Annotated in this window: 20 protein-coding genes; 14 read left to right on the forward strand and 6 right to left on the reverse strand. The window is 71.4% G+C overall.

Annotated features, from left to right (window positions below; translation table 11 throughout):
• The first annotated feature begins 202 nt into the window (after window positions 1–202).
• From EOE48_RS24565 to rpe, 9 genes are all read left to right on the forward strand, one after another.
• Window positions 203–1,120, forward strand: coding sequence for a branched-chain amino acid ABC transporter permease (locus tag EOE48_RS24565; protein WP_127733521.1), 918 nt, complete (start codon window positions 203–205; stop codon window positions 1,118–1,120).
• The gene (gene livM, locus EOE48_RS24570; protein WP_127733522.1) at window positions 1,120–2,532 is read left to right on the forward strand and encodes a high-affinity branched-chain amino acid ABC transporter permease LivM; all 1,413 of its coding nucleotides are present in this window, start codon (window positions 1,120–1,122) and stop codon (window positions 2,530–2,532) included. Before EOE48_RS24565 ends, livM begins: the two co-directional genes overlap by 1 nt.
• On the forward strand, window positions 2,532–3,389 hold the full coding sequence (locus EOE48_RS24575) for an ABC transporter ATP-binding protein (RefSeq protein WP_127733523.1): 858 nt from the start codon (window positions 2,532–2,534) through the stop codon (window positions 3,387–3,389). Before livM ends, EOE48_RS24575 begins: the two co-directional genes overlap by 1 nt.
• Entirely contained in the window at window positions 3,386–4,000 is a 615-nt protein-coding gene (locus EOE48_RS24580; protein WP_127733524.1) for a LysE family translocator, read from the forward strand. Before EOE48_RS24575 ends, EOE48_RS24580 begins: the two co-directional genes overlap by 4 nt.
• Window positions 3,997–4,779 (forward strand): ABC transporter ATP-binding protein, encoded by a 783-nt coding sequence (locus EOE48_RS24585; protein WP_127733525.1) that lies wholly within the window; start codon window positions 3,997–3,999, stop codon window positions 4,777–4,779. Before EOE48_RS24580 ends, EOE48_RS24585 begins: the two co-directional genes overlap by 4 nt.
• Window positions 4,779–5,132 carry a DUF6867 family protein gene (locus EOE48_RS24590; protein ID WP_127733526.1) on the forward strand — a complete coding sequence of 118 codons (354 nt, stop codon included), beginning with the start codon at window positions 4,779–4,781 and terminating at the stop codon, window positions 5,130–5,132. The genes EOE48_RS24585 and EOE48_RS24590 overlap by 1 nt, the downstream gene beginning before the upstream one ends.
• Window positions 5,133–5,228: 96 nt before the next feature.
• On the forward strand, window positions 5,229–6,356 hold the full coding sequence (locus EOE48_RS24595) for a branched-chain amino acid ABC transporter substrate-binding protein (protein ID WP_127733527.1): 1,128 nt from the start codon (window positions 5,229–5,231) through the stop codon (window positions 6,354–6,356).
• 468 nt (window positions 6,357–6,824) lie between these two features.
• Window positions 6,825–7,103 (forward strand): translation initiation factor IF-1, encoded by a 279-nt coding sequence (gene infA / locus EOE48_RS24600; protein WP_127733528.1) that lies wholly within the window; start codon window positions 6,825–6,827, stop codon window positions 7,101–7,103.
• 88 nt (window positions 7,104–7,191) lie between these two features.
• Window positions 7,192–7,875: a ribulose-phosphate 3-epimerase gene (gene rpe, locus EOE48_RS24605; protein ID WP_127733529.1), complete on the forward strand. Its 684-nt coding sequence runs from the start codon at window positions 7,192–7,194 to the stop codon at window positions 7,873–7,875.
• A 109-nt stretch (window positions 7,876–7,984) separates the two neighbouring features.
• On the opposite strand, the gene EOE48_RS24610 is transcribed toward rpe, so the two are convergent.
• Together EOE48_RS24610 and EOE48_RS24615 are read right to left on the reverse strand one after the other, a co-directional pair.
• On the reverse strand, window positions 7,985–8,668 hold the full coding sequence (locus tag EOE48_RS24610) for a Fe2+-dependent dioxygenase (protein WP_127733530.1): 684 nt from the start codon (window positions 8,666–8,668) through the stop codon (window positions 7,985–7,987).
• Between the two features lie 7 nt (window positions 8,669–8,675).
• A complete protein-coding gene (locus tag EOE48_RS24615) occupies window positions 8,676–10,931 on the reverse strand; it encodes a TonB-dependent receptor (RefSeq protein WP_127733531.1) in 2,256 nt (751 codons plus the stop codon).
• A 265-nt stretch (window positions 10,932–11,196) separates the two neighbouring features.
• Between EOE48_RS24615 and EOE48_RS24620 the strand changes: the two genes are divergently transcribed.
• Window positions 11,197–12,183 (forward strand): tetratricopeptide repeat protein, encoded by a 987-nt coding sequence (locus EOE48_RS24620; protein WP_127733532.1) that lies wholly within the window; start codon window positions 11,197–11,199, stop codon window positions 12,181–12,183.
• Here EOE48_RS24620 and EOE48_RS24625 read toward each other — a convergent pair.
• The 3 genes from EOE48_RS24625 to EOE48_RS24635 all read right to left on the reverse strand — a co-directional run bounded on the left by EOE48_RS24625 (window position 12,170) and on the right by EOE48_RS24635 (window position 15,369).
• A complete protein-coding gene (locus tag EOE48_RS24625; protein ID WP_127733533.1) occupies window positions 12,170–14,518 on the reverse strand; it encodes a M10 family metallopeptidase in 2,349 nt (782 codons plus the stop codon). The genes EOE48_RS24620 and EOE48_RS24625 overlap by 14 nt on opposite strands.
• A 102-nt stretch (window positions 14,519–14,620) precedes the next feature.
• The gene (locus tag EOE48_RS24630; RefSeq protein WP_127733534.1) at window positions 14,621–15,001 is read right to left on the reverse strand and encodes a hypothetical protein; all 381 of its coding nucleotides are present in this window, start codon (window positions 14,999–15,001) and stop codon (window positions 14,621–14,623) included.
• A gap of 92 nt (window positions 15,002–15,093) precedes the next feature.
• A complete protein-coding gene (locus tag EOE48_RS24635; protein WP_127733535.1) occupies window positions 15,094–15,369 on the reverse strand; it encodes a DUF2312 domain-containing protein in 276 nt (91 codons plus the stop codon).
• Between the two features lie 115 nt (window positions 15,370–15,484).
• On the opposite strand from EOE48_RS24635, the gene EOE48_RS24640 reads away from it, so the two are divergent.
• From EOE48_RS24640 to EOE48_RS24655, 4 genes are all read left to right on the forward strand, one after another.
• Window positions 15,485–15,844 (forward strand): HVO_A0114 family putative DNA-binding protein, encoded by a 360-nt coding sequence (locus tag EOE48_RS24640; protein ID WP_127733536.1) that lies wholly within the window; start codon window positions 15,485–15,487, stop codon window positions 15,842–15,844.
• A gap of 320 nt (window positions 15,845–16,164) precedes the next feature.
• Window positions 16,165–17,991 carry a methylmalonyl-CoA mutase family protein gene (locus EOE48_RS24645; protein ID WP_127733537.1) on the forward strand — a complete coding sequence of 609 codons (1,827 nt, stop codon included), beginning with the start codon at window positions 16,165–16,167 and terminating at the stop codon, window positions 17,989–17,991.
• 78 nt (window positions 17,992–18,069) lie between these two features.
• Window positions 18,070–18,459 carry a hypothetical protein gene (locus tag EOE48_RS24650; RefSeq protein ID WP_246154817.1) on the forward strand — a complete coding sequence of 130 codons (390 nt, stop codon included), beginning with the start codon at window positions 18,070–18,072 and terminating at the stop codon, window positions 18,457–18,459.
• A 145-nt stretch (window positions 18,460–18,604) separates the two neighbouring features.
• Window positions 18,605–19,039 (forward strand): hypothetical protein, encoded by a 435-nt coding sequence (locus EOE48_RS24655; RefSeq protein ID WP_425463688.1) that lies wholly within the window; start codon window positions 18,605–18,607, stop codon window positions 19,037–19,039.
• A 313-nt stretch (window positions 19,040–19,352) separates the two neighbouring features.
• Here EOE48_RS24655 and EOE48_RS24660 read toward each other — a convergent pair whose 3' ends face one another.
• Window positions 19,353–19,691 carry a hypothetical protein gene (locus EOE48_RS24660; RefSeq protein ID WP_127733539.1) on the reverse strand — a complete coding sequence of 113 codons (339 nt, stop codon included), beginning with the start codon at window positions 19,689–19,691 and terminating at the stop codon, window positions 19,353–19,355.
• Window positions 19,692–19,759: the final 68 nt, after the last annotated feature.

Genomic DNA, 19,759 nt, shown 5'->3' on the forward strand with positions numbered 1-19,759 from the left:
CGGGCCAGCCGGACGGACCCCCACGCTCCACATCCGCGCTCCACCCCATGCGCGGAGCGAAACCCTGCATTGTGGTGTGGTGCGGGGCTTGCTAGGACTTCGCCGAGAGGGCCGGACCCGAGAAGAACCGCCGGCCGGACAGGGACATCGCGCGCCGGTCGCCGCCACGAGCGACGCCGCCGCAGGGGGGCAGAGGGACCGCATGGAGGTCTTCGTTCAGCAGCTCATCAACGGGCTGACACTGGGCTCGATCTACGGGCTCATCGCCATCGGCTACACGATGGTGTTCGGCATCATCGGCATGATCAACTTCGCCCACGGCGACGTGTTCATGCTCTCGGCCTTCATCGCGCTCATCACCTTCCTGGTGGTCACGACCTGGCTCGGCATCTCGTCGATCGCGCTGGCGCTGCTCGTCGTGCTGATCGTCGCGATGGTGCTGACCTCGCTGTGGAGCTGGACGATCGAGCGGGTCGCCTACCGGCCGCTGCGCGGCTCGTTCCGGCTCGCGCCGCTGATCTCGGCGATCGGCGTCTCGATCTTCCTGTCGAACTTCGTCCAGGTCGTGCAGGGCGCCCGCAACAAGCCGACCCCGCCGATGATGCGCGAGGTGATCGTGCTGTTCGAGCGCAACGGCTACGCGGTCGCGATCTCGTACCGGCAGATCGTCATCATGGTGGTGACCACATTGCTCCTCGCCGGGTTCTGGTACCTCGTGCAGCACACCTCCCTCGGGCGGGCGCAGCGCGCCTGCGAGCAGGACCGCAAGATGGCGGCCCTGCTCGGCATCGACGTCGACCGCACGATCTCGATCACCTTCGTGCTCGGGGCCGCGCTCGCCGCCGTCGCCGGCACGATGTACCTGCTCTACTACGGCGTGATCTCGTTCTCGGACGGCTTCGTGCCCGGCGTGAAGGCGTTCACCGCAGCCGTCCTCGGCGGCATCGGCAGCCTGCCCGGGGCGGTGCTCGGCGGGCTCATCATCGGCCTCGTCGAGACCTTCTGGTCGGCGTACTTCTCGATCGAGTACAAGGACGTGGCGGCGTTCTCGATCCTCGCCATCGTGCTGATCTTCATGCCCTCCGGCATCCTCGGCCGGCCCGAAGTCGAGAAGGTGTGATGAGCGCCCCCGCGATCACGGCGGCCCCCGCCGCCACCCGCCCGGCGGTCGACGCCGGCGCCATCGTCAAGGACGCGCTGCTGTTCGCGCTCGTCACCTTCGGCCTGTGCGTGCCGGTGGTGGCCCTGCGCACCGATCTCAGCGCCACCAGCGCCCTCGACCTCAAGCCGCGCTGGGGCCTCGTTGCGATCCTGTGCGGAATCGTCTTCGTGGCCCGGCTCGCCCAGCGCTTCGTGCTCGCCAACCGCGACGCCCGCCGGGCGCTGACCCCGTCGCCGGCCCAGGCGACCGAGGCAGTCGGCGCGGCGCCGAACGCCGCCCAGCGGATCTCGGGCTTCGGCCTGCCGCTGTTCCTCGGCATCGCCGTGACGTTCCCGCTCCTCGTCGTGCTCGGCACCGGGGGCCTGGGCGAATCACGCTACTGGATCGACCTCGGCATCCTGATCCTCACCTACGTGATGCTCGGCTGGGGGCTGAACATCGTGGTCGGCCTCGCCGGCCTGCTCGACCTCGGCTACGTCGCGTTCTACGCCGTCGGCGCCTATTCCTACGCGCTGCTGTCGACGACGTTCGGGCTGTCGTTCTGGGTCTGCCTGCCGCTCGCCGGGCTGTTCGCCGGCCTGTGGGGGATGATCCTCGGCTTCCCGGTCCTGCGCCTGCGCGGCGATTACCTCGCCATCGTGACGCTGGCCTTCGGCGAGATCATCCGGCTGGTGCTCATCAACTGGACCGACTTCTCGGGCGGAGCCGCCGGCATCTCGTCGATCCCCCGCGCCACCTTCTTCGGCCTGCCCTTCACCGCCGACGAGGACGGCTTCGCGGCGACCTTCGGGCTCGAGTTCAACCCGATGCAGCGGGTGATCTTCCTGTACTACCTCATCCTGGTGCTGGCGCTCGTCACCAGCCTCGTGACGATCCGCCTGCGCCGGCTGCCGATCGGCCGCGCCTGGGAGGCCCTGCGCGAGGACGAGATCGCCTGCCGCTCGCTCGGCATCAACACCACCAACACCAAGCTCACCGCCTTCGCGCTCGGCGCGATGTTCGGCGGCTTCGCCGGCTCGTTCTTCGCCGTGCGCCAGGGCTTCATCAGCCCGGAGAGCTTCAACTTCCTCGAGAGCGCCATCATCCTCGCCATCGTGGTGCTCGGCGGCATGGGCTCGCAGATCGGCGTCGCGATCGCCGCGGTCGCGATGGTCGGCGGGCCCGAATTGCTGCGCAACCTCGGCTTCCTCAAGGCGGTGTTCGGCGAGGGGTTCGACCCCAACGAGTACCGCCTGCTGCTGTTCGGCCTCGCCATGGTGGTGATGATGATCTGGCGCCCCCGCGGCCTGATCTCCGAGCGCTCGCCCTCGGTGGTGCTCAAGGAGCGCAAGCGCATCTCCGGCTCGCTGGTGAAGGAGGGGCACGGCTGATGGGCGCCCCCGCCTCCCCCCGCCTCGCCGACCCGGTCCTGCGGGTCGAGCACCTGACGATGCGCTTCGGCGGCCTCGTCGCGGTCAACGACCTGTCGTTCCTCGTCGGGCGCGGCGACATCACCGCGCTGATCGGCCCGAACGGTGCGGGCAAGACCACGGTCTTCAACTGCATCACCGGCTTCTACAAGCCGACCGAGGGCATGATGACCCTGCGCCAGCCCGGCGGGGCCGAGTACCTGCTGGAGCGGCTGCCGGGCTATCAGGTCAACCGCCGCGCCCGGGTCGCCCGCACCTTCCAGAACATCCGCCTGTTCACCGGCATGACCGTGCTGGAGAACCTGCTGGTGGCCCAGCACAACCCCTTGATGCTGGCCTCGGGCTACACCATCGCGGGCCTGCTCGGGCTGCCGGGCTTCCACGCCGCCGAGAAGGCGGCGATCGCGAAGGCGACGGCGTGGCTGGAGCGCATCAACCTCATCCACCGCGCCGACGACCCGGCCGGCGACCTGCCCTACGGCGACCAGCGCCGGCTGGAGATCGCCCGGGCGATGTGCACCGACCCGGTGCTGCTGTGCCTCGACGAGCCGGCGGCCGGCCTCAACCCGCGCGAGTCGCTCGAACTCAACACCCTGCTGCGGGCGATCCGCGACGATCACGACACCTCGGTGCTGCTGATCGAGCACGACATGTCGGTGGTGATGGAGATCTCCGACCACGTCGTGGTGCTCGATTACGGCACCAAGATCGCCGACGGCACCCCGGCCGAGATCCAGAGCGACCAGAGCGTCATCGCGGCCTATCTCGGCGTCGAGGACGAGGAGGTGGAGAAGGTCGAGGAGGAGGTCGGGATATGACGCTCGCCACCTGGCTCGCCTTCGCCGGCACCTCGGCGGTGCTGCTGGTGATCCCCGGGCCGACGATCCTGCTCGTCGTCTCCTACGCCCTCGGGCGCGGCACCCGGGCGGCCGTGCCGGCCGCCATCGGCGTCGCCCTCGGCGACCTCACCGCGATGACGCTGTCGATCCTCGGGCTCGGGGCGCTGCTCGCCACCTCGGCCGCCCTGTTCGGCGTGCTCAAGTGGTGCGGCGCCGCCTACCTCGTCTGGCTCGGGTTCAAGCTGTGGCGGGCCGGCGACGGCGCGCTGGCGGCGGCGCGGCCGGGCACCGCCCCGGCCCTGCGCATGGCCGCCCATGCCTGGCTCGTCACCGCGCTCAACCCGAAGAGCCTCACCTTCTTCATCGCCTTCCTGCCGCAGTTCGTCGATCCCGCGGAGCCGTTCCTGTCCCAGATGCTCGTGTTCGAGGCGACCTTCGTCGCCCTCGCCTTCGCCAACGCCCTCGGCTACGCGCTCGTCGCCTCGCGGCTGCGCGGCGCCGTCGCCCGGCCCGGGCGCCTGCGGCTGCTCAACCGCCTCGGCGGCTCGCTGCTGATCGGCGCCGGCATCGCCACCGCGAGGACCGCATGAGCGTCGCCGGCATCAACGTCCTGGTGGACGAGACCCGCGCCCGCGCCGCCGGCGCCCGCGCGCCGCTCCTCACCATCCGCGGGGTGAAGACCTATTACGGCAACATCATCGCCCTGAAGGGGGTCGACCTCGACGTCAACGAGGGCGAGATCGTCACCCTGATCGGCGCCAACGGGGCCGGCAAGTCGACCCTGATGATGACGATCTTCGGCTCGCCGCGGGCGCGCGAGGGCACGATCACCTATGCGGGCCGCGACATCACCAAGATGCCGACCCACGAGATCGCCCGGCTCAACCTCGCGCAGTCGCCGGAGGGACGGCGGATCTTCCCGCGCATGACCGTCTACGAGAACCTCCAGATGGGGGCGGCGGTCAACGGCGGCGGCCACTTCGCCCAGGACCTCGACAAGGTCTGCACCCTGTTCCCCCGTCTCAAGGAGCGCCTGCACCAGCGCGGCGGAACGATGTCGGGCGGCGAGCAGCAGATGCTCGCCATCGCCCGCGCCCTGATGAGCCGGCCGCGGCTGCTGCTGCTCGACGAGCCCTCGCTCGGCCTCGCGCCCCTGATCGTCAAGCAGATCTTCACCGCCATCAAGGATCTCAACCGCCAGGAGGGCATGACGGTGTTCCTGGTCGAGCAGAACGCCTACCACGCCCTCAAGCTCGCCCATCGCGGCTACGTGATGGTGACCGGCACGATAACGATGTCGGGCAGCGGCCAGCAGCTCCTCAACGACCCGTCGGTGAAGGCGGCCTACCTCGAAGGGGGGCGGCACTGATGCAGGGCATCCTCTACGAGGAGAGCACGATCTGGCTCTTCCTGCTCGTCACCGTGGTCATGGGCGGCTGGATGGCCTGGATGATCGCCCGCGGCGTCGCGCTCGGCTGGCGGCCGTACTGGCAATGCGTGCTGGCGCTGCTGGTGCTCGGCCTCGCGGTGCGGTTCATCCACTTCGCGCTGTTCGAGGGCACGCTCCTGTCGCCGCGCTACTACCTCGTCGACACGGTCGTGCTGCTGCTGGTCGGCTCGGCCGGCTTCCGCGCCACCCGCGCCCGGCAGATGACCCGGCAGTACCGCTGGCTCTACGAGCGGGCGGGCCCGTTCTCCTGGCGCCAGAAGGGCGCCGGCTGAGCGCCGCGACGGTTTCACCGGTTCCGGGGGGAGCGTGCCCCCGGTCCACGGCCGGCGAACGGCCGTGACGACGTCCGATCCCAGAGGAGTTCACCCATGAAGAGCACGCGACTGGCAGGCCTCGCCCTGGTGGCCGGCCTCGCCTGGACCGGCACGGCCCAGGCCCAGATCAAGATCGGCGTCGCCGGTCCGATCACCGGCCCCAACGCCGCGTTCGGCGCCCAGCTCAAGAACGGCGCCGAGCAGGCGGTGGAGGACATCAACAAGGCCGGCGGCATCAACGGCCAGAAGATCGTCCTCGTCGTCGGCGACGACGCCTCCGATCCCAAGCAGGGCGTCTCGGTGGCCAACAAGTTCGCCGCCGAGGGCGTCAAGGCGGTGGTCGGCCACTTCAATTCGGGCGTGTCGATCCCGGCCTCGGACGTCTACGCCGAGTCGAACATCATCGAGATCACCCCGGCCTCGACCAACCCGAAATACACCGACCGCAAGCTGTGGAACACCTTCCGCACCTGCGGCCGCGACGACCAGCAGGGCGCGGTCGCCGGCGCGTGGCTCGCCGAGAAGTTCAAGGGCAAGAACGTCGCCTTCGTGCACGACAAGACCCCCTACGGCCGCGGCCTTGCCGACGAGACCCTCAAGTCGCTCAAGGCCAAGGGCGGCAAGGACGTGCTGTTCGAGGGCGTGAACCCGGGCGAGAAGGACTATTCCGCCCTCGTCTCGAAGCTGAAGCAGGCCAAGGTCGACGTGGTCTACTTCGGCGGCCTGCACACCGAGGCCGGCCTGATCGTGCGCCAGATGCGCGACCAGGGCCTCAACGCCCCGCTGATGAGCGGCGACGGCATCACCGACAAGGAATTCGCCCAGATCGCCGGCCCCGGCGCCGACGGCACGCTGATGACCTTCTCGCCTGACGCCCGCAAGAACCCCAACGCCAAGGACGTGGTCGCGGCCTTCAAGGCCAAGAACATCGACCCCGAGGCCTACACCCTGTACTCCTACGCCGCTGTGCAGATCCTGAAGCAGGCGATGGAGGCCACCAAGTCCACCGACGCCAAGAAGGCCGCCGCCTTCATGCACGAGGGCAAGCCGTTCAAGACCGTGATCGGCGACATCTCCTACGACAAGAAGGGTGACATCACCCGTCCGGACTACGTGATGTACATGTGGAAGAAGGGCGGCGACGGCCGCATCGACTACACCGGCAACGAGATGACCCAGTAAGTCCGACCCGATCCCCCCGGCCCCGGCGCCGGGGGGAGCCCCCCGCGTGGAATCTTTCCGACGAAGCGGTGCATCCGTCGCCAGGGCAATCGCTCTGAAGCGATTGCCCTTGTTTTCTGCTTGGCCTCAGGCGCCGGCGTTCGCGTCCGCTCACTTGGCTCTCGCTCCGCTTACGCGTTCGAGGGGACATTCGTCCCCTCGAACCCGCTCCGCGGGTCGCTCTTCGCGCCCGCCATCGAGCGTCGCCCTGCGGGCGACCGCAGGACAATCGCTGAAGCGATTGCTCTGCATCCGTCGCCGCGGCGACTTGCGCGCTCCTGCGCGCCAGCCTACATGCACATCCACGCGTTCGATGGCTTCTCGCGCCCGGCTGGTGGCCGAGCCCCGCCGGCCCGGGCGCCTCGCGCAAGAGTTGAGATGTCGCTCCCGGTACCCCGCCCGCGACGGTAACCCGGGTGGAGAGTGTGGATGGCGAAAGAAGAGTTGATGCAGTTCGACGGTCTCGTGCTCGAGATCCTGCCGGACGCACGGTACCGCGTGCAGCTCGACCAGGGCCACGAGATCGTGGCCTACACGGCCGGCAAGATGAAGAAGAACCGCATCAAGACTCTGGCCGGGGATCGGGTCACGGTCGAGATGTCGCCCTACGATCTCGAGAAGGGCCGCCTCGTCTTCCGTCACAAGGACGAGCGCGCCTCGGGCCCGCGCCCGCCGTTCCGTGGCGGCAGCCAGTTCCGCCGCCGCTGATCGGTTTCCCTCTCGCATGCCTGAACGGGCCGGGCCGGATTCGTCCGCTGCCCGGCTTTTTGCCGTCGCCGGCCCACGGAGCCCTGCCATGACGCGCCCGCTGCGGATCGCCCCCTCGATCCTGTCCGCCGACTTCGCCCGCCTCGGCGAGGAGACCCGGGACGTGGTCGCGGCCGGCGGCGACTGGGTCCATCTCGACGTGATGGACGGGCATTTCGTGCCCAACATCACCTTCGGGCCCGCCGTCGTGAAGGCCCTGCGGCCGCACACCGACGCGGTGTTCGACGTCCACCTGATGATCGCGCCGGCCGACCCCTATCTCGAAGCCTTCGCCGAGGCGGGGGCCGACGTCATCACGGTGCATGCCGAGGCCGGGCCGCACCTGCACCGCTCGCTCCAGACCATCCGGGCGCTCGGCAAGCGGGCCGGGGTCGCGCTCAACCCGGGGAGCCCCGCCGCCCTGGTCGAGCCGGTGCTCGACCTCGCCGACCTCGTCCTGTGCATGACGGTGAATCCGGGCTTCGGCGGCCAGAGCTTCATCGCCTCGGCCTGCGAGACCGTGAGCCGCGTCAGGGCGATGGTCGGCGGGCGCGACATCGACATCGAGGTCGACGGCGGCGTCACCGCCGAGACGGCGCCCGCCGTGGTGCGGGCCGGCGCCAACGTGCTGGTCGCCGGCTCCGCCACCTTCAAGGGCGGCCGCGACGCCTATGCCCGCAACATCGCGGCGATCCGGCAGGCGGCCGAGGACGCCAGGAGCGTGTGGGTCTGAACGGACTGCTTCGCGACGCGAAGACCGGCTTCGCTCGGGCGTGTGGAGCCGAAGGCCCCACCGCGCGGGCTTCGATCCGATTTTTGGAACTGATCGTCCGAAAATCGGATCACAGCTCGGCCCAGCGGCGCAGGAGGTTGTGGTAGCAGCTCGTCAGCGCCACCGCCGCCGGGTCGTCGTCGGTGAGCCGGCCGCGCACCCCGGTGATGCCCTGGTCGAGGTCGAACAGCAGCGCCCGCTGCCCGTCGTCCTTGACCATCGATTGCGACCAGAAGAACGCCGACCAGCGCGAGCCGCGGGTGATCGGCTCGACCCGGTGCAGCGACGTCGCCGGGTAGACGATCATGTCGCCCGCCGGCAGCTTCACCGCGTGGTGGCCGAAGGTGTCCTTGATCACCAGCTCGCCGCCATCGTACTCCTCGGGCGCGGTGAGGAACAGGGTGGTCGAGACGTCGGCCCGCATCCGCATGTTGAGGCCCGGGATCGCCCGCACCGCCCCGTCGACGTGGTTGCGAAAGCCCATCCCCACGTCGTAGCGGTTGAACAGCGGCGGCAGCACCCGCAGCGGCAGGGCGGCGGCGTTGAACAGCGGGCTGCGGCCGAGCGCCCGCAAGATCAGGTCGCCGAGTTCGCGCGCGGTGGCGGAATCCTCGGGGATCTGCAGGTTGTGCTTGGCCCGCGCCGCCTGCGGCCCGGCGGTGGCGCGGCCGTCGATCCACTCCCCCGCCTCCAGCCGCGCCCGGCAGAGCGCGACCTCGTCGGGGGTGAGGACGCCTGGGACGTGGACGAGCATGGCGGCCTCAGAACCGGGTGCCGAGGCTGACCAGCACCGTGCGGCCGGAGAGCGGCACGGCGCGGGTCGAGAAGGTCGAGCCGTAGTTCAGCGCGTCGGTGAGGTTGTAGACGTTGACCGCGACCCGGTAGCCGTCCTGCTCGTAGGACACGAGCCCGTCGAGGGAGAAGCTGCCCGGAATGCGGGTGATGTTGTCGCTCGCCGGGAAGTAGCCGTCGTCGAAGGTGACGCCGCCGCCGACCGTGAGCGTGCCGGGCAGGTTCCAGGCCGACCGGCTCCACACCGAGAGGTCGTAGGTCGTCCACAGGCTGAACGAATTCTCGGGCACGAACGGCGCCACGTTGCCGCGATTGGCGCCCGACAGGACCTTGCCCTGGAGGTAGGTGTAGCCGGCGAGCAGGCTCCAGTTCTCGGTCAGCTTGCCGGTGGCGGTGAATTCGAGGCCCTGGACGCGGCGCTTCTCGCCGGCATCGAGCGCGCCGAGGATCAGGCCGCCGGTGACCGGGTCGACGTCGAAGCTGTTGCTCTTGTCGACCTTGAACAGCGCGCCGGCGAGGCCGAGCCGGCCGTCGAGGAGCGAGACCTTGGCGCCGGCCTCGTAGAGGTTGCTCTCCTCGGGCTTGAGGGCGTTGACGCTCGGCACCTCGATGCCGGTGCTGTTGGCGACGTAGGCGCCCTGGGGCGTGAAGCCCTTGGAATACGAGATGTAGAAGGTCTGGTCCTTCGACGGCTCCCAGATCGCCGCGACCTTCGGGCTGACCGCGTTCGAGTCGGCGTGGATGCGCGGCCCGAACAGGCCGGTCGTGGTGGCGGCGTAGCTGCTGGTGAAGCGGTCGTAGCGGAAGCCGCCGAGGATCGAGAACTGGTCGGCGAACCACACCCGGTCGCTCAGGAAATAGCCGAGATTGGCGCCGTCGCCGACCCGGCGGTTGCGCGGATCGCGCACCAGCGCGTAGCCGGTCGCCGAATGGTCGGGGGTCAGCAGGCGCTGACGGGCCCGGGTGCCCACCACCGTGGAGTTGATGCGGTCGTCGTTCTGGTAGAACAGGTCGAGTCCGGTCACGACCTCGTGGCGCAGGAATCCGGTGTGGAAGCGGGCGATCGCCGTGGTGATGGTCTGGGCACCCCAGGCGTCCTGGTCGAAGGTCTGGCCGCCGCCGGCGCTGTAGGTGACGAGCGGGTTGCGGCCGGCGAAGAAGTCGTTGACGCAGGCGGTCGGGGGCGTGCCGGTCGGCGCGTTGACGCAGATCGCTGCCGTCGTCGAGAAGGCGCGGTCGTAGAACGACAGCCGCGAATCGTTCGTCACCGTCAGCCACGGCGCGACCTGCCACTTCATCAGCGAGGTCAGCATGTGGACGTCGGCGACGTCGCGGTCGGTGGCGCGCACGTAGGAGGTCGAGCGGTCGACGCCGAACTCGGTCAGCGGCCGGGCGTAGCGGTCGCCGGGGCGGCGCACGGTCGGCACGCCGTAATCCGGCGTGCGCTCGCTGTGCTGGTAGAGGTAGTTCAGGTGCCAGGTCGTGTCGGTGCCGAGGCCGAAGCCGAGCGAGGCGGCGAAGCCCGCCCGGTCCGACTTGACGCGGTCGCGGTCCTGCACGTCCTGGCGGTGGACCATGCCGTTGAGGCGGATCGCCGTGGTCTCGTCGATGCGCCGGTTGATGTCGAAGGTGCCGCGCGCCGTCGGGCCGCTGCCCCCCACGCCGTCGACCGCGGTGAAGTCGGTGCGCCCGGCCTTCTTGGTCAGGATGTTGATGGCGCCGCCGGCGGTGCCGAGGCCGAAGGTCTCGGAGGACGGACCCTTGATGACCTGCACGTCCTCGATGTTGAAGCTGTCGCGGGCGTAGACGCCGAAGTCGCGCAGGCCGTCGAGGTAGATGTCGTTCTTGGCCTGGAAGCCGCGAATGCGGAACTGGTCGCCGTTGAGCCCGCCATTGCCCTCGCCGGCCGAGACCGTGATGCCCGGCACGTTGCGCAGGGCCTGTTCCAGGGTCGTGGCCTGCTGCTGGCGGATCACCTCGCCCGGCACCACCGTGATCGCCTGCGGGGTGTCCTGGACCCGGCCCGGCAGCCGCGACAGGCCGGTGCCCTGGTCGAGGGTGTTGGGCTGGCCGGTGCCCCAGCCGCCGACCTCGATGGTCGAGAGCGCGAGGGTGTCGGGGTCCTGCGCCGCCGCGCCGGTCACGATCGTGCCGAGCGTCGCCGCGAGGCTCACGCCGAGGGCCGATTGCGTTCCTGAACCGAAGACCGTACCGCGCGCGCTCATCGCCGCCCCCGAAGCTGTGCTGTCGTTTCAGGCCGCATAGCAACAATCGTCACGATCCCGCAATCGTGTTTCCTGTACGTTTCCCATGAATTCGGTCGTCTGTAGCGTTTCCAGGCAATCGACATGCAGATTTTACTTATTCTAAGAACGATCGACTTCGCGCTTCCGTGGTTGGACGCCGCCGTCTGGCGCTCGCCCGACCGGCCATGATAGGCGGATACGCTTGCGCGTCCGGACTGACGCTGCGGCGGAACGGAGGCGGTGGATGGCGGGCGGGCGGATCGCGCGGTGGGGCGAGGCGGACGGAACCGGGCCCACCCTGGAGCGCCTGCGCCGCCTGACCCCGGCGGAGTGGACCACCCTGCTGGCGCGGGACGGGGAGGCCCTGGACTGGATCCGCCTCGCCGCCGGTCACGGTTTCCGCGCGGCGCAGGTCGTGCTCGGACAGGTCTGCCTCGACGGCGTGCGCGTGCCGCGCGATCCCGACGCTGCGTTCGGGTGGTTCTCCCGCGCCGCCCGCCTCGGCAGCCTCGACGCGGTCAACATGGTCGGCCGCTGCCACGAACTCGGCTGGGGGGTGCCGGCCGACCACGCCGAGGCCCTGCGGCACTACCGCCGGGCGGGCGAGGCCGGCCATGCCTGGGGCCAGTACAATGCCGGCACGCTGCTGCTCTACGGCGAGGTCGCCCGCGACCACGCTGCCGCGCGGGCGTGGTTCGCCCGCGCGGCGGACCAGGGCCACGCCAAGGCGATGGGGATGCTCGGCCGCTGCTGCGAGGAGGGCTGGGGCGGGCCGGTCGAGCCCGGCGCCGCCCTGCGCTGGTACCGCCGCGCCGCCGAGGGCGGCGACGGCTGGGCGCAGTTCAACCTCGGGCGTAGGCTCGCCGGGGCGGGCCGCCGCGACGAGGCGCTGGCGTGGATCGGGCGCGCCGTCGCCGGGGGCGAGGCCAACTGCCTGCGGGCGATCGGTCCGGTCCTGCTCCGGCACGACGACCCGGCCTTCCGGGCCCTCGGCGCCCGGGCGCTCGGGACCGGACCCGCCGCCGCGGCGTCCCGGCCCGGCCGGGCGCGGCGCCCCGTGGCGGCCGCGGCCGGGCTGTGGATGCTCGCCGGGCTCCGGCGGACGGCCGGGCCGCCTGAGCGGACTTGCGTCGGCAAGCCGACGCTTCGTCTGCCTGGTTCCTCGTCTTGTTGTGGTGTTGTTTCGCAGAAGCGGCCGCCACGTCTGCGAAACCTGCTCAGGCGAAGGTGAAGCTCGCCGCCGAGAGCGCGCCGAGCTGCACGCCCGCGAGCGTCAGGGCGTCGCCCGCCCCGTACGCGATCACGAGGTCGGCGCCGTCCTGGCGGCTCGCCGCCTGCACGCCGGCGAAATCCGCGAAGGCGCCACTGTTGAACGCGATCACGTCGGCCTCCGCGCCGCCGAGCACGAAGTCGAGGATCCGGTCGAGCCCGTCGCCGGCCCCGAAGGCGAAGACGTCGATCCCGGCCCCGCCGGTCAGCACGTCGTCGCCGCTGTTGCCGAACAGGAGGTCGGCGCCGGTGCCGCCGTCGAGCGTGTCGTTGCCCGCCCCGCCCGACAGATCGTCGCCGCCCGCGCCGCCGGAGAGCCGGTCGCCGCCATCCTCGCCGAACAGGCGGTCGCGGCCATCCTCGCCGGACAGCCCGTCGTTGCCGGTGCCGCCGTACAGGCGGTCGGCGCCGTCGTCGCCCTCGAGGACGTCGTCGTCCTCGTCGCCGAACAGCAGGTCGTCGCCGGACCCGCCGTGCAGGTCGTCGCGGCCGTCGCCGCCGGAGGCGAAGTCGTCGCCGTCGCCGCCGCCGAGGGTGTCGGCGTCGGCGCCGCCGTAGAGAGCGTCGTCGTCGTCGCCGCCCTGGAGCCTGTCGCGGCCGTCGCCGCCGAACAGCGTGTCGCGGCCCGGGCCGCCGTCGAGGGTGTCGTCGCCGGCCTCGCCGTAGAGGCCGTCGTCGCCCTCGTCGCCGAACAGCCGGTCGTTGCCGCCCTCGCCGTGGACCTCGTCGTTGCCCGACCCGCCGGAGGCCCGGTCGTTGCCGTCGCCCGCGCCGATGAAGTCGTCGCCGCTCTCGCCCTGCACGGTGTCGTTGCCGAGGCTCCCGAACACGGTGTCGTTGCCGGCGCCGCCGGACACGAGGTCGTCGCCGTCGCCGCCATCGGCGAAGTCGCCGTCGTCGCCGCCCGCGAGGGTGTCGTTGCCGGCCTCGCCCCAGAGCCGGTCGGTGCCGGCGCCGCCGCTCACGCTGTCGTGGCCGGTGCCGCCGTAGACGAGGTCGTCGCCCGCCCCGCCCTCGACCGTGTCGTCGTCGTCGTCGCCGAACAGCAGGTCGTTGCCGCCCCCGCCGAGCACGGTGTCGCGGCCCCAGCCGCCGGAACCGAAATCGTCGCCCTCGCCGCCCTGGACCGAGTCGTCGCCGTCCGAGCCGAGGAGCAGGTCGTTGCCGGCGAGCCCGTTCAGGGTGTCGTTGCCGGCGCCGCCCGCGAGGGTGTTGCCGGCGAGATTGCCCGTGAGCGCATCGTTGCCGCTCCCGCCGGTGGCGTTCTCGATCAGCGACGAGGCGTCATCCTGGTAGAGCAGCGCGTTGGCGAGGTTGCCGCGGGCGACATAATCGCTCTCGCGCTCGCCGGTGTTGCCGAGATCGGCGAGCTGGACCGTCGAGAACGTCGACCACTGCCCCGGGCCGAGGTCGATGGTGAGATTCGTGCCGTAGTTCGACAGGTCGTAGGTGTCGGTGCCGCCGCCGTCCCACAGGGTCATCAGGATGAAGTTGCGGTCCGGCGCCCCTTGCGCGACGCCGTCGACCGATTCCTCGCCGGTCAGCGGGTTCCAGGTATAGACCGTGTTGCCGGCGTTGGTGCCGTAATTGGCGCCGTAGAGGTATTGCAGGGCCGCGATGTCGTCCTGCATGAAGGTCGTCGGGTGGTTGGGCGCACCGTCGCCGGCCTCGGTGTCGGACCCCGGATACTGGCTGTAGGTCATCACCGAGTATTCGTACGAGTTGTGGTCGTACGGCAGCGTCGGGAACGTCACCCCGTGGCCGTCCTGCTCGGCGTGGCCGTGCTTGAGCCCGAGATTGTGCCCGGTCTCGTGCATCAGGCCGGCGGCGTAGGCGAAGCTGCCCAGCGCCGGCGCGGTGTAGCCGGGGGAGAACCAGCCGTCGCCCTGGGCGTAGGGGGCGCTCGTCGGCGGGTTGCCGCCGTAGGGGAGTTCGGGCGGGTTGGCTTCGGCGCTGGTGCTGCCGGGGACGTGCAGCCCGGTCTCCCCGCTGAGGACGCTCGGGTCGTTCGAATAGTTGATCTCGCCGACATTGGCGAAGCGCAGGTCGGCCCCCGCCGCGGTGGTCTCCGTGAAGGTGAGGCCGGCCACCGCCGAGACGTTGGCCAGAAGCCGCCTGACCGCGTCCTGCTGCGAGGCGTTGAACGTCCTGAACCCCTCGATGGCGGCGTAGGAGGTGTATTCCGCCGGGCCGGTCGGGAACGAGTAGGTCAGGGTCGTGGTGTCCCACTTCCATCCCCACAGGATGCCATCGATGTCCCGTCCGCCGGTCGGCGCGACGACGCTGATATCGACCACCTCGGTCTCTCCCCGCACGTTCAGGATGCGCGGCTCATTGTTCGCAACCGGGCCGCTATGCGGGTTTATGGGTCGGATCGTGCCAAATGCTTAAGGGCCGGCTCACGGGCCCGCCGGCAGGCACGGGTCGATCTCCCGCCAGGTCCGGGCCGCGTGGGCGTCCGGCTCGGCGCTGGCCGGGTCGGTGACGATCGCCACCTCGGCGCCGCGGCCGGCCCGGCGGATCTCCATCAGGAAGGCCGGGCTGGTGCCGCCGAGGCCGAACAGGCCGGTCGAGCGCTCCTCCGCGGCGAGGCGGACCACGCCCGGCCCGGCCGGCTCGCCGTAGCGGACCCGGGCCGGACGGCGCTGGTTCAGGGTGGCGAGGATGCAGGCGCCGAGGGCGGCGGGCTCGACCCGCACGGCGCGGCGGAACTCGGCGCGGGCGCCGGGAACGGCGAGGCCGAGGGCGAGCAGGCTCAGGAGAACGGGGCGCGCGGGCATGGCGCCAGCAATCACGGGCGGCCGGGCTTCGCAAGCCGGCGGGTCCCCGCCGCGGCCGGACGCGGGCCGGGCGGCCCGGTCCGGTCCGCGGGTCACGCCGCCTCGGCGATCGGCGCCGGACGGGGCGCGTCCATCGCCCGCATGTAGACGTCGAGCAGGGTCTCGTGCTCGTCGCGCTCGTCCTTGTCCTGCTTGCGCAGCTTGATGATCTCCTTGAGGATCTTGACGTCGAGCCCCTCGCCCTTGGCCTCGAGGAAGATTTCCTTCTTGGCCTCCATCAGGTCCTTGATCTCCTCCTCGACCTTCTCGACGCGCTCCACGATGGTGCGGATGCGGTCGCCTGCGATGCCCACGGTGTCGTCGGTCATGGTTGCCTCTTGCCTGAGGAGCGGAGCCGCAACTTCGACCAAACCGGTAAGCGAGGCGTTAACCGCGTCGGGGCGCCGTCGGACGTGGTAGGGGAGAAGGGGGGACGGAGGCGGCATGCGAACGATCGAGACCGATGTCGGCCGGAGCCTGCGCGAGGCGGCGGCCGACGTGGCCGAGGCCTGGAAGGCGGCCGAGGCCGGCCGGCCCGGCGCCGGCGGCGACCGCATCCTGTTCCGGGACTGGGCCGCCCTGTGCGCCGTCCTGACGCCGAAGCGCTACGAGCTGCTGCGCCATCTGCGGCGCTCGCCCGAGGCCGGCATCCGCCCGCTGGCCCGGGCGCTGGGCCGGGACGTGCGGCGGGTGCACGAGGACGTCATCGCCCTCGCCGAACTCGGGCTCGTGCTCCGCGGGGAGGACGGCGGCCTGTCGAGCGAGGTGGACGAGATCACGTCCACGATCCGCATCGCGGCCTGAACCTGGGCGTCCGGAAGGCAGGGCCATCGCTTCAGCGATTGCCCTGAGGTCGCCCGCAGGGCGACGCTCGATGGCGGGCGCGAAGAGCGCCCCGCGGAGCGGGTTCGAGGGGACGAATGTCCCCTCGAACGCGTAAGCGAAGCGAGAGCCAAGGCCGCGGAGGCGGCCGCCGGCGCTTGAGGCAAGGCAAAAACCCAGGGCGATCGCTCTGAAGCGATGGCCCTGGTCCGGAAGGCTCGACCATCGGCCGATGGAACGGCTATGCCTGCCGGTGCAGAACACAGCCGCCCGCCGACGCCTTGACCGCCGAAGGATCCGCCATGGACGATCTCCCGCTCGCCGCCGCGTTTCCCGCCGCCACAAGCGAGCAGTGGCGCGGCCTCGTCGAGGGCGTGCTGAAGGGCGCCGAGTTCGACAGGCGCCTCGTCCACCGCAGCCGCGACGGCATCCGGGTCGAGCCGCTCTATCCCGCCGCCGGGCCGGCGCCCCAGCCGCAGCGCGAGCGGGCTGGGCCGTGGCGCATCGCCCAGCGGGTCGACCATCCCGATCCGGCCGAGGCCAACGCCCTCGCGCTCGCCGACCTCGACGGCGGCGCCGACGCCCTCGTGCTGGTCATGGAAGGCGCGCCCGCCGCCCGCGGCTTCGGCCTGCCGGGACCGGCCGCCCTGGAATCCGCCCTCGACGGCGTGATGCTGCCGCTGATCGGCCTGCGGCTCGATGCCGGGCCGGGCGGCGTCGAGGCCGCGCAGGCGCTGGTCGCGCTCGCGGCCCGGCGCGGCGACGCCCTGCCGGGCCTCGACCTCGATCTCGGCCTCGACCCGATCGCCGGGCTCGCCGCGACCGGCGCCCTGCCGGCATCCTGGCCCGAAACCGGCGGGCGCCTCGCCCGGCTCCTCGCGGATCTCGACGAGGCGGGCTTCTCCGGCCGGCTCGTCCTCGCCGATGCCCGCCCCTACCACGAGGCCGGCGCCACCGAGGCCGGCGAACTCGCCGCGGTGCTGGCGAGCGCGGTCGCCCACCTGCGGGCGCTGGAGGCCGGCGGCCATGCCCTCGAGCGGGCCCGCGACGCGGTCGGCTTCCTGCTGGTGGCCGACGCCGACGAGTTCATGACGGTGGCGAAGTTCCGCGCCCTGCGCCGGCTGTGGGCGCGAGTCGAGACCGCCTGCGGCCTCGACCCGAAGCCGGTGCGGATCCAGGCCGAGACGGCGTGGCGCACGACCACCCGGCGCGACCCGTGGGTGAACATGCTGCGGGCGACCTCCGCGGCGTTCTCGGCCGGCCTCGGCGGCGCCGACGCGGTCGCGGTCCTGCCCTTCACCGCGGCGATCGGCCTGCCCGACGCCTTCGCCCGCCGCTGCGCCCGCAACATGCAGCACGTCCTGCTCGAGGAGGCGAATCTCTGGCGCGTCGCCGACCCGGCCGCCGGCGCCGGCGGGTTCGAGGCCCTCACCGACGCGCTGTGCGAGCAGGGCTGGGCGCAGTTCCAGGCGATCGAGCGCGAGGGCGGCCTCGTGGTGAGCCTCGAATCCGGCGCGCTCCCGGCCCGGCTCGCCGCCGCCCGCGAGACCCGCGACCGCGACCTCGCCACGCGGCGCCAGCCGATCACCGGCACGAGCGAGTTCCCCGACCTGCGCGAGAGCCCGGTGGCGGTGCTGCGGCCGGCGCCGGAGGCGCCCGAGCCTGCCGCCGGCGCCCTCCCCTCCCGCCGCCTCGCCGAGCCGTTCGAGCGCCTGCGCGACGCCTCCGACCTGAAGGCGGAGCGCACCGGATCGCGCCCGAAGGTGTTTCTGGCCAATCTCGGGCCGATCGCAGCCTTCAACACCCGCGCCACCTTCGCCCGCAACGCCTTCGAGGCCGGCGGCATCGAGGCGGTGACCAACGACGGCTTCCCCGACCACGCCGCGATGGCGCGGGCCTTCGCCCAGGCCGGCACGCCGCTCGCCTGTCTGTGCTCGTCGGACGAGATCTACGCCGAGCAGGCGGTCGCCGCCGCCGCTTCCCTGCGCGAGGCCGGCGCCCGCACCCTCTACCTCGCCGGCCGGCCGGGCGCCCTGGAGGCGGCCCTGCGCGAGGCCGGGGTGAGCCGCGACCTCTATGCCGGCTGCGACCTGCTGCGGCTTCTGGAAGAGGCGCACGGCCTCGCCTGACGCGGGGACCGTCACGCTGAGGAAACCCGGCCGCGCTAGGGACGTTTTGAGGAACGATTCATCCGGGACACGAGGTTCATGACGCGCACTACGATCACGACGGCGGCTCTCGCCGCCGCCCTCCTCGCCGCGGCCGGCCCGGCCCTGGCCGCCAAAGGCTCGTCCAAGTCCCCGAAGCGGTTCGACGGCACCTGGAGCGTCGAGGTCATCACCGAGAAGGGCTCCTGCGACCGCGCCTACCGCTACGGCATCGTTATCGAGAACGGGCAGGCGCGCTACGCCGGCGGCAGCGACTTCACGGTGTCGGGGCGGGTCCAGGGCAGCGGCGCCGTGCGGGCGATCATCAGCCGTGGCGACGCCGCCGCCCGCGTGGTCGGCCGCCTCGCCGAGGGCTACGGTAACGGCACCTGGAACACCGACGGCGCCGGCAATTGCAGCGGCCGTTGGAACGCCGAGCGCCGCGGCTGATCGCATTTCGCGAACCGCGAAAAGGTTCCGGATTTTCGGCCACACCGGCGAGAAAACCGCGAAAGCGCCCGCTTTCGCCGCAGAACCGCCCTCACCTCCGGTTCATCTTCCGTCGAACACCCCGTGATTCGGCGGAGCCCGGATGATGAAGCCAGCCTCTTACGGCCTCGTTTGCGCCCTCGTGACGGCGTGCCTCGGCACCGCGGCGCAGGCTCGCGAGCCGGTCCGGACCGAGCGTCGGGCCGCCCTCGCGCAGCGCGAGGAGGCGGCGACCGCCTGCTTCGCCGACACCATCGGCAACAACCCGGCGGCGCTGGCCCATGCCCGGGCGGCGCGCTGGTACGAGGCGGCCGGGATCATCGGCTTCCTGTGCCGCCCGGAGGTCGACGCCATGGCGCAGGCCTACGACGCGATCCACGGCCGCGGCAGCGGCGGGCGCTACTTCACCGGCGCCTATGCCCGCAACCTCGGCCGGGACCTCGCGACGCGCCTGAAGCCCCTCCTCGAGACCACCACCGTCGCCCATGCCGAGCCGCGGCCCGACGCCGAGGCCCGGGTGGAGCCGGTCTCGGCCCCCTGAGACGGAATCTGGACGATCACGTCCGGATCCCGTCTCCCCAGCCTGCGCGGCGCCTGAGCGAAGCCGGTTTCTGCATCGCCAAGCGATCCCGCAGGGATCGCCAAGCGATCAATCAGAAACCGTATCACCAGCCCGCGCGGCGCCTGGCCGAAGCCGATTTTCGTATCGCGGTGCGATTGCGCAGCAATCGCCGAGCGATCAATCGAAAATCGTACGAGGCCGCGTTCGGGCTCGCGGACGAGAGCGCCCGGCCCCGGCATCGCGACCCCGGCGGTCATCCGGGCCGACCGGCCGCCGGCCCTGGCCGAGACGCTCACCGACCGCCGGCGAGGCCGAACCGCGTCAGGCAGACATGCTTGGCAAGCGAGGCCGGGGCGATCGTGACGGCCGGCGTCGTCCCGTAGGGCTGTCCGGTCTCGACATCCTCCGGATCCTTGTAGGCACCCTGCTCGTACCGGGTGTCGCACTGTTCGAACTTGTTGCAGACTTCGAGCTTGGTGCAGATCGTCTGCCCGTCCCGACCATAGATGTAGTAGGTCGCGCCCGAATAGGGTGGCCGTGGATAGTTCTCGGTCCGGACCGTGATGGCGCCGGCCGCGTGGGCGTGCAGGGGCGGGAGAAGAAGGGCGGCGGCGAACACCAACACGCGCATGGGACGGGACCTCCGATCGCGAACGGAGCCGGGCCGGGTGTCCGGGCACCGATCCGTCATCAGCCGGC

The organism is Methylobacterium oryzihabitans (genome assembly GCF_004004555.2).
GTDB lineage: Bacteria > Pseudomonadota > Alphaproteobacteria > Rhizobiales > Beijerinckiaceae > Methylobacterium > Methylobacterium oryzihabitans.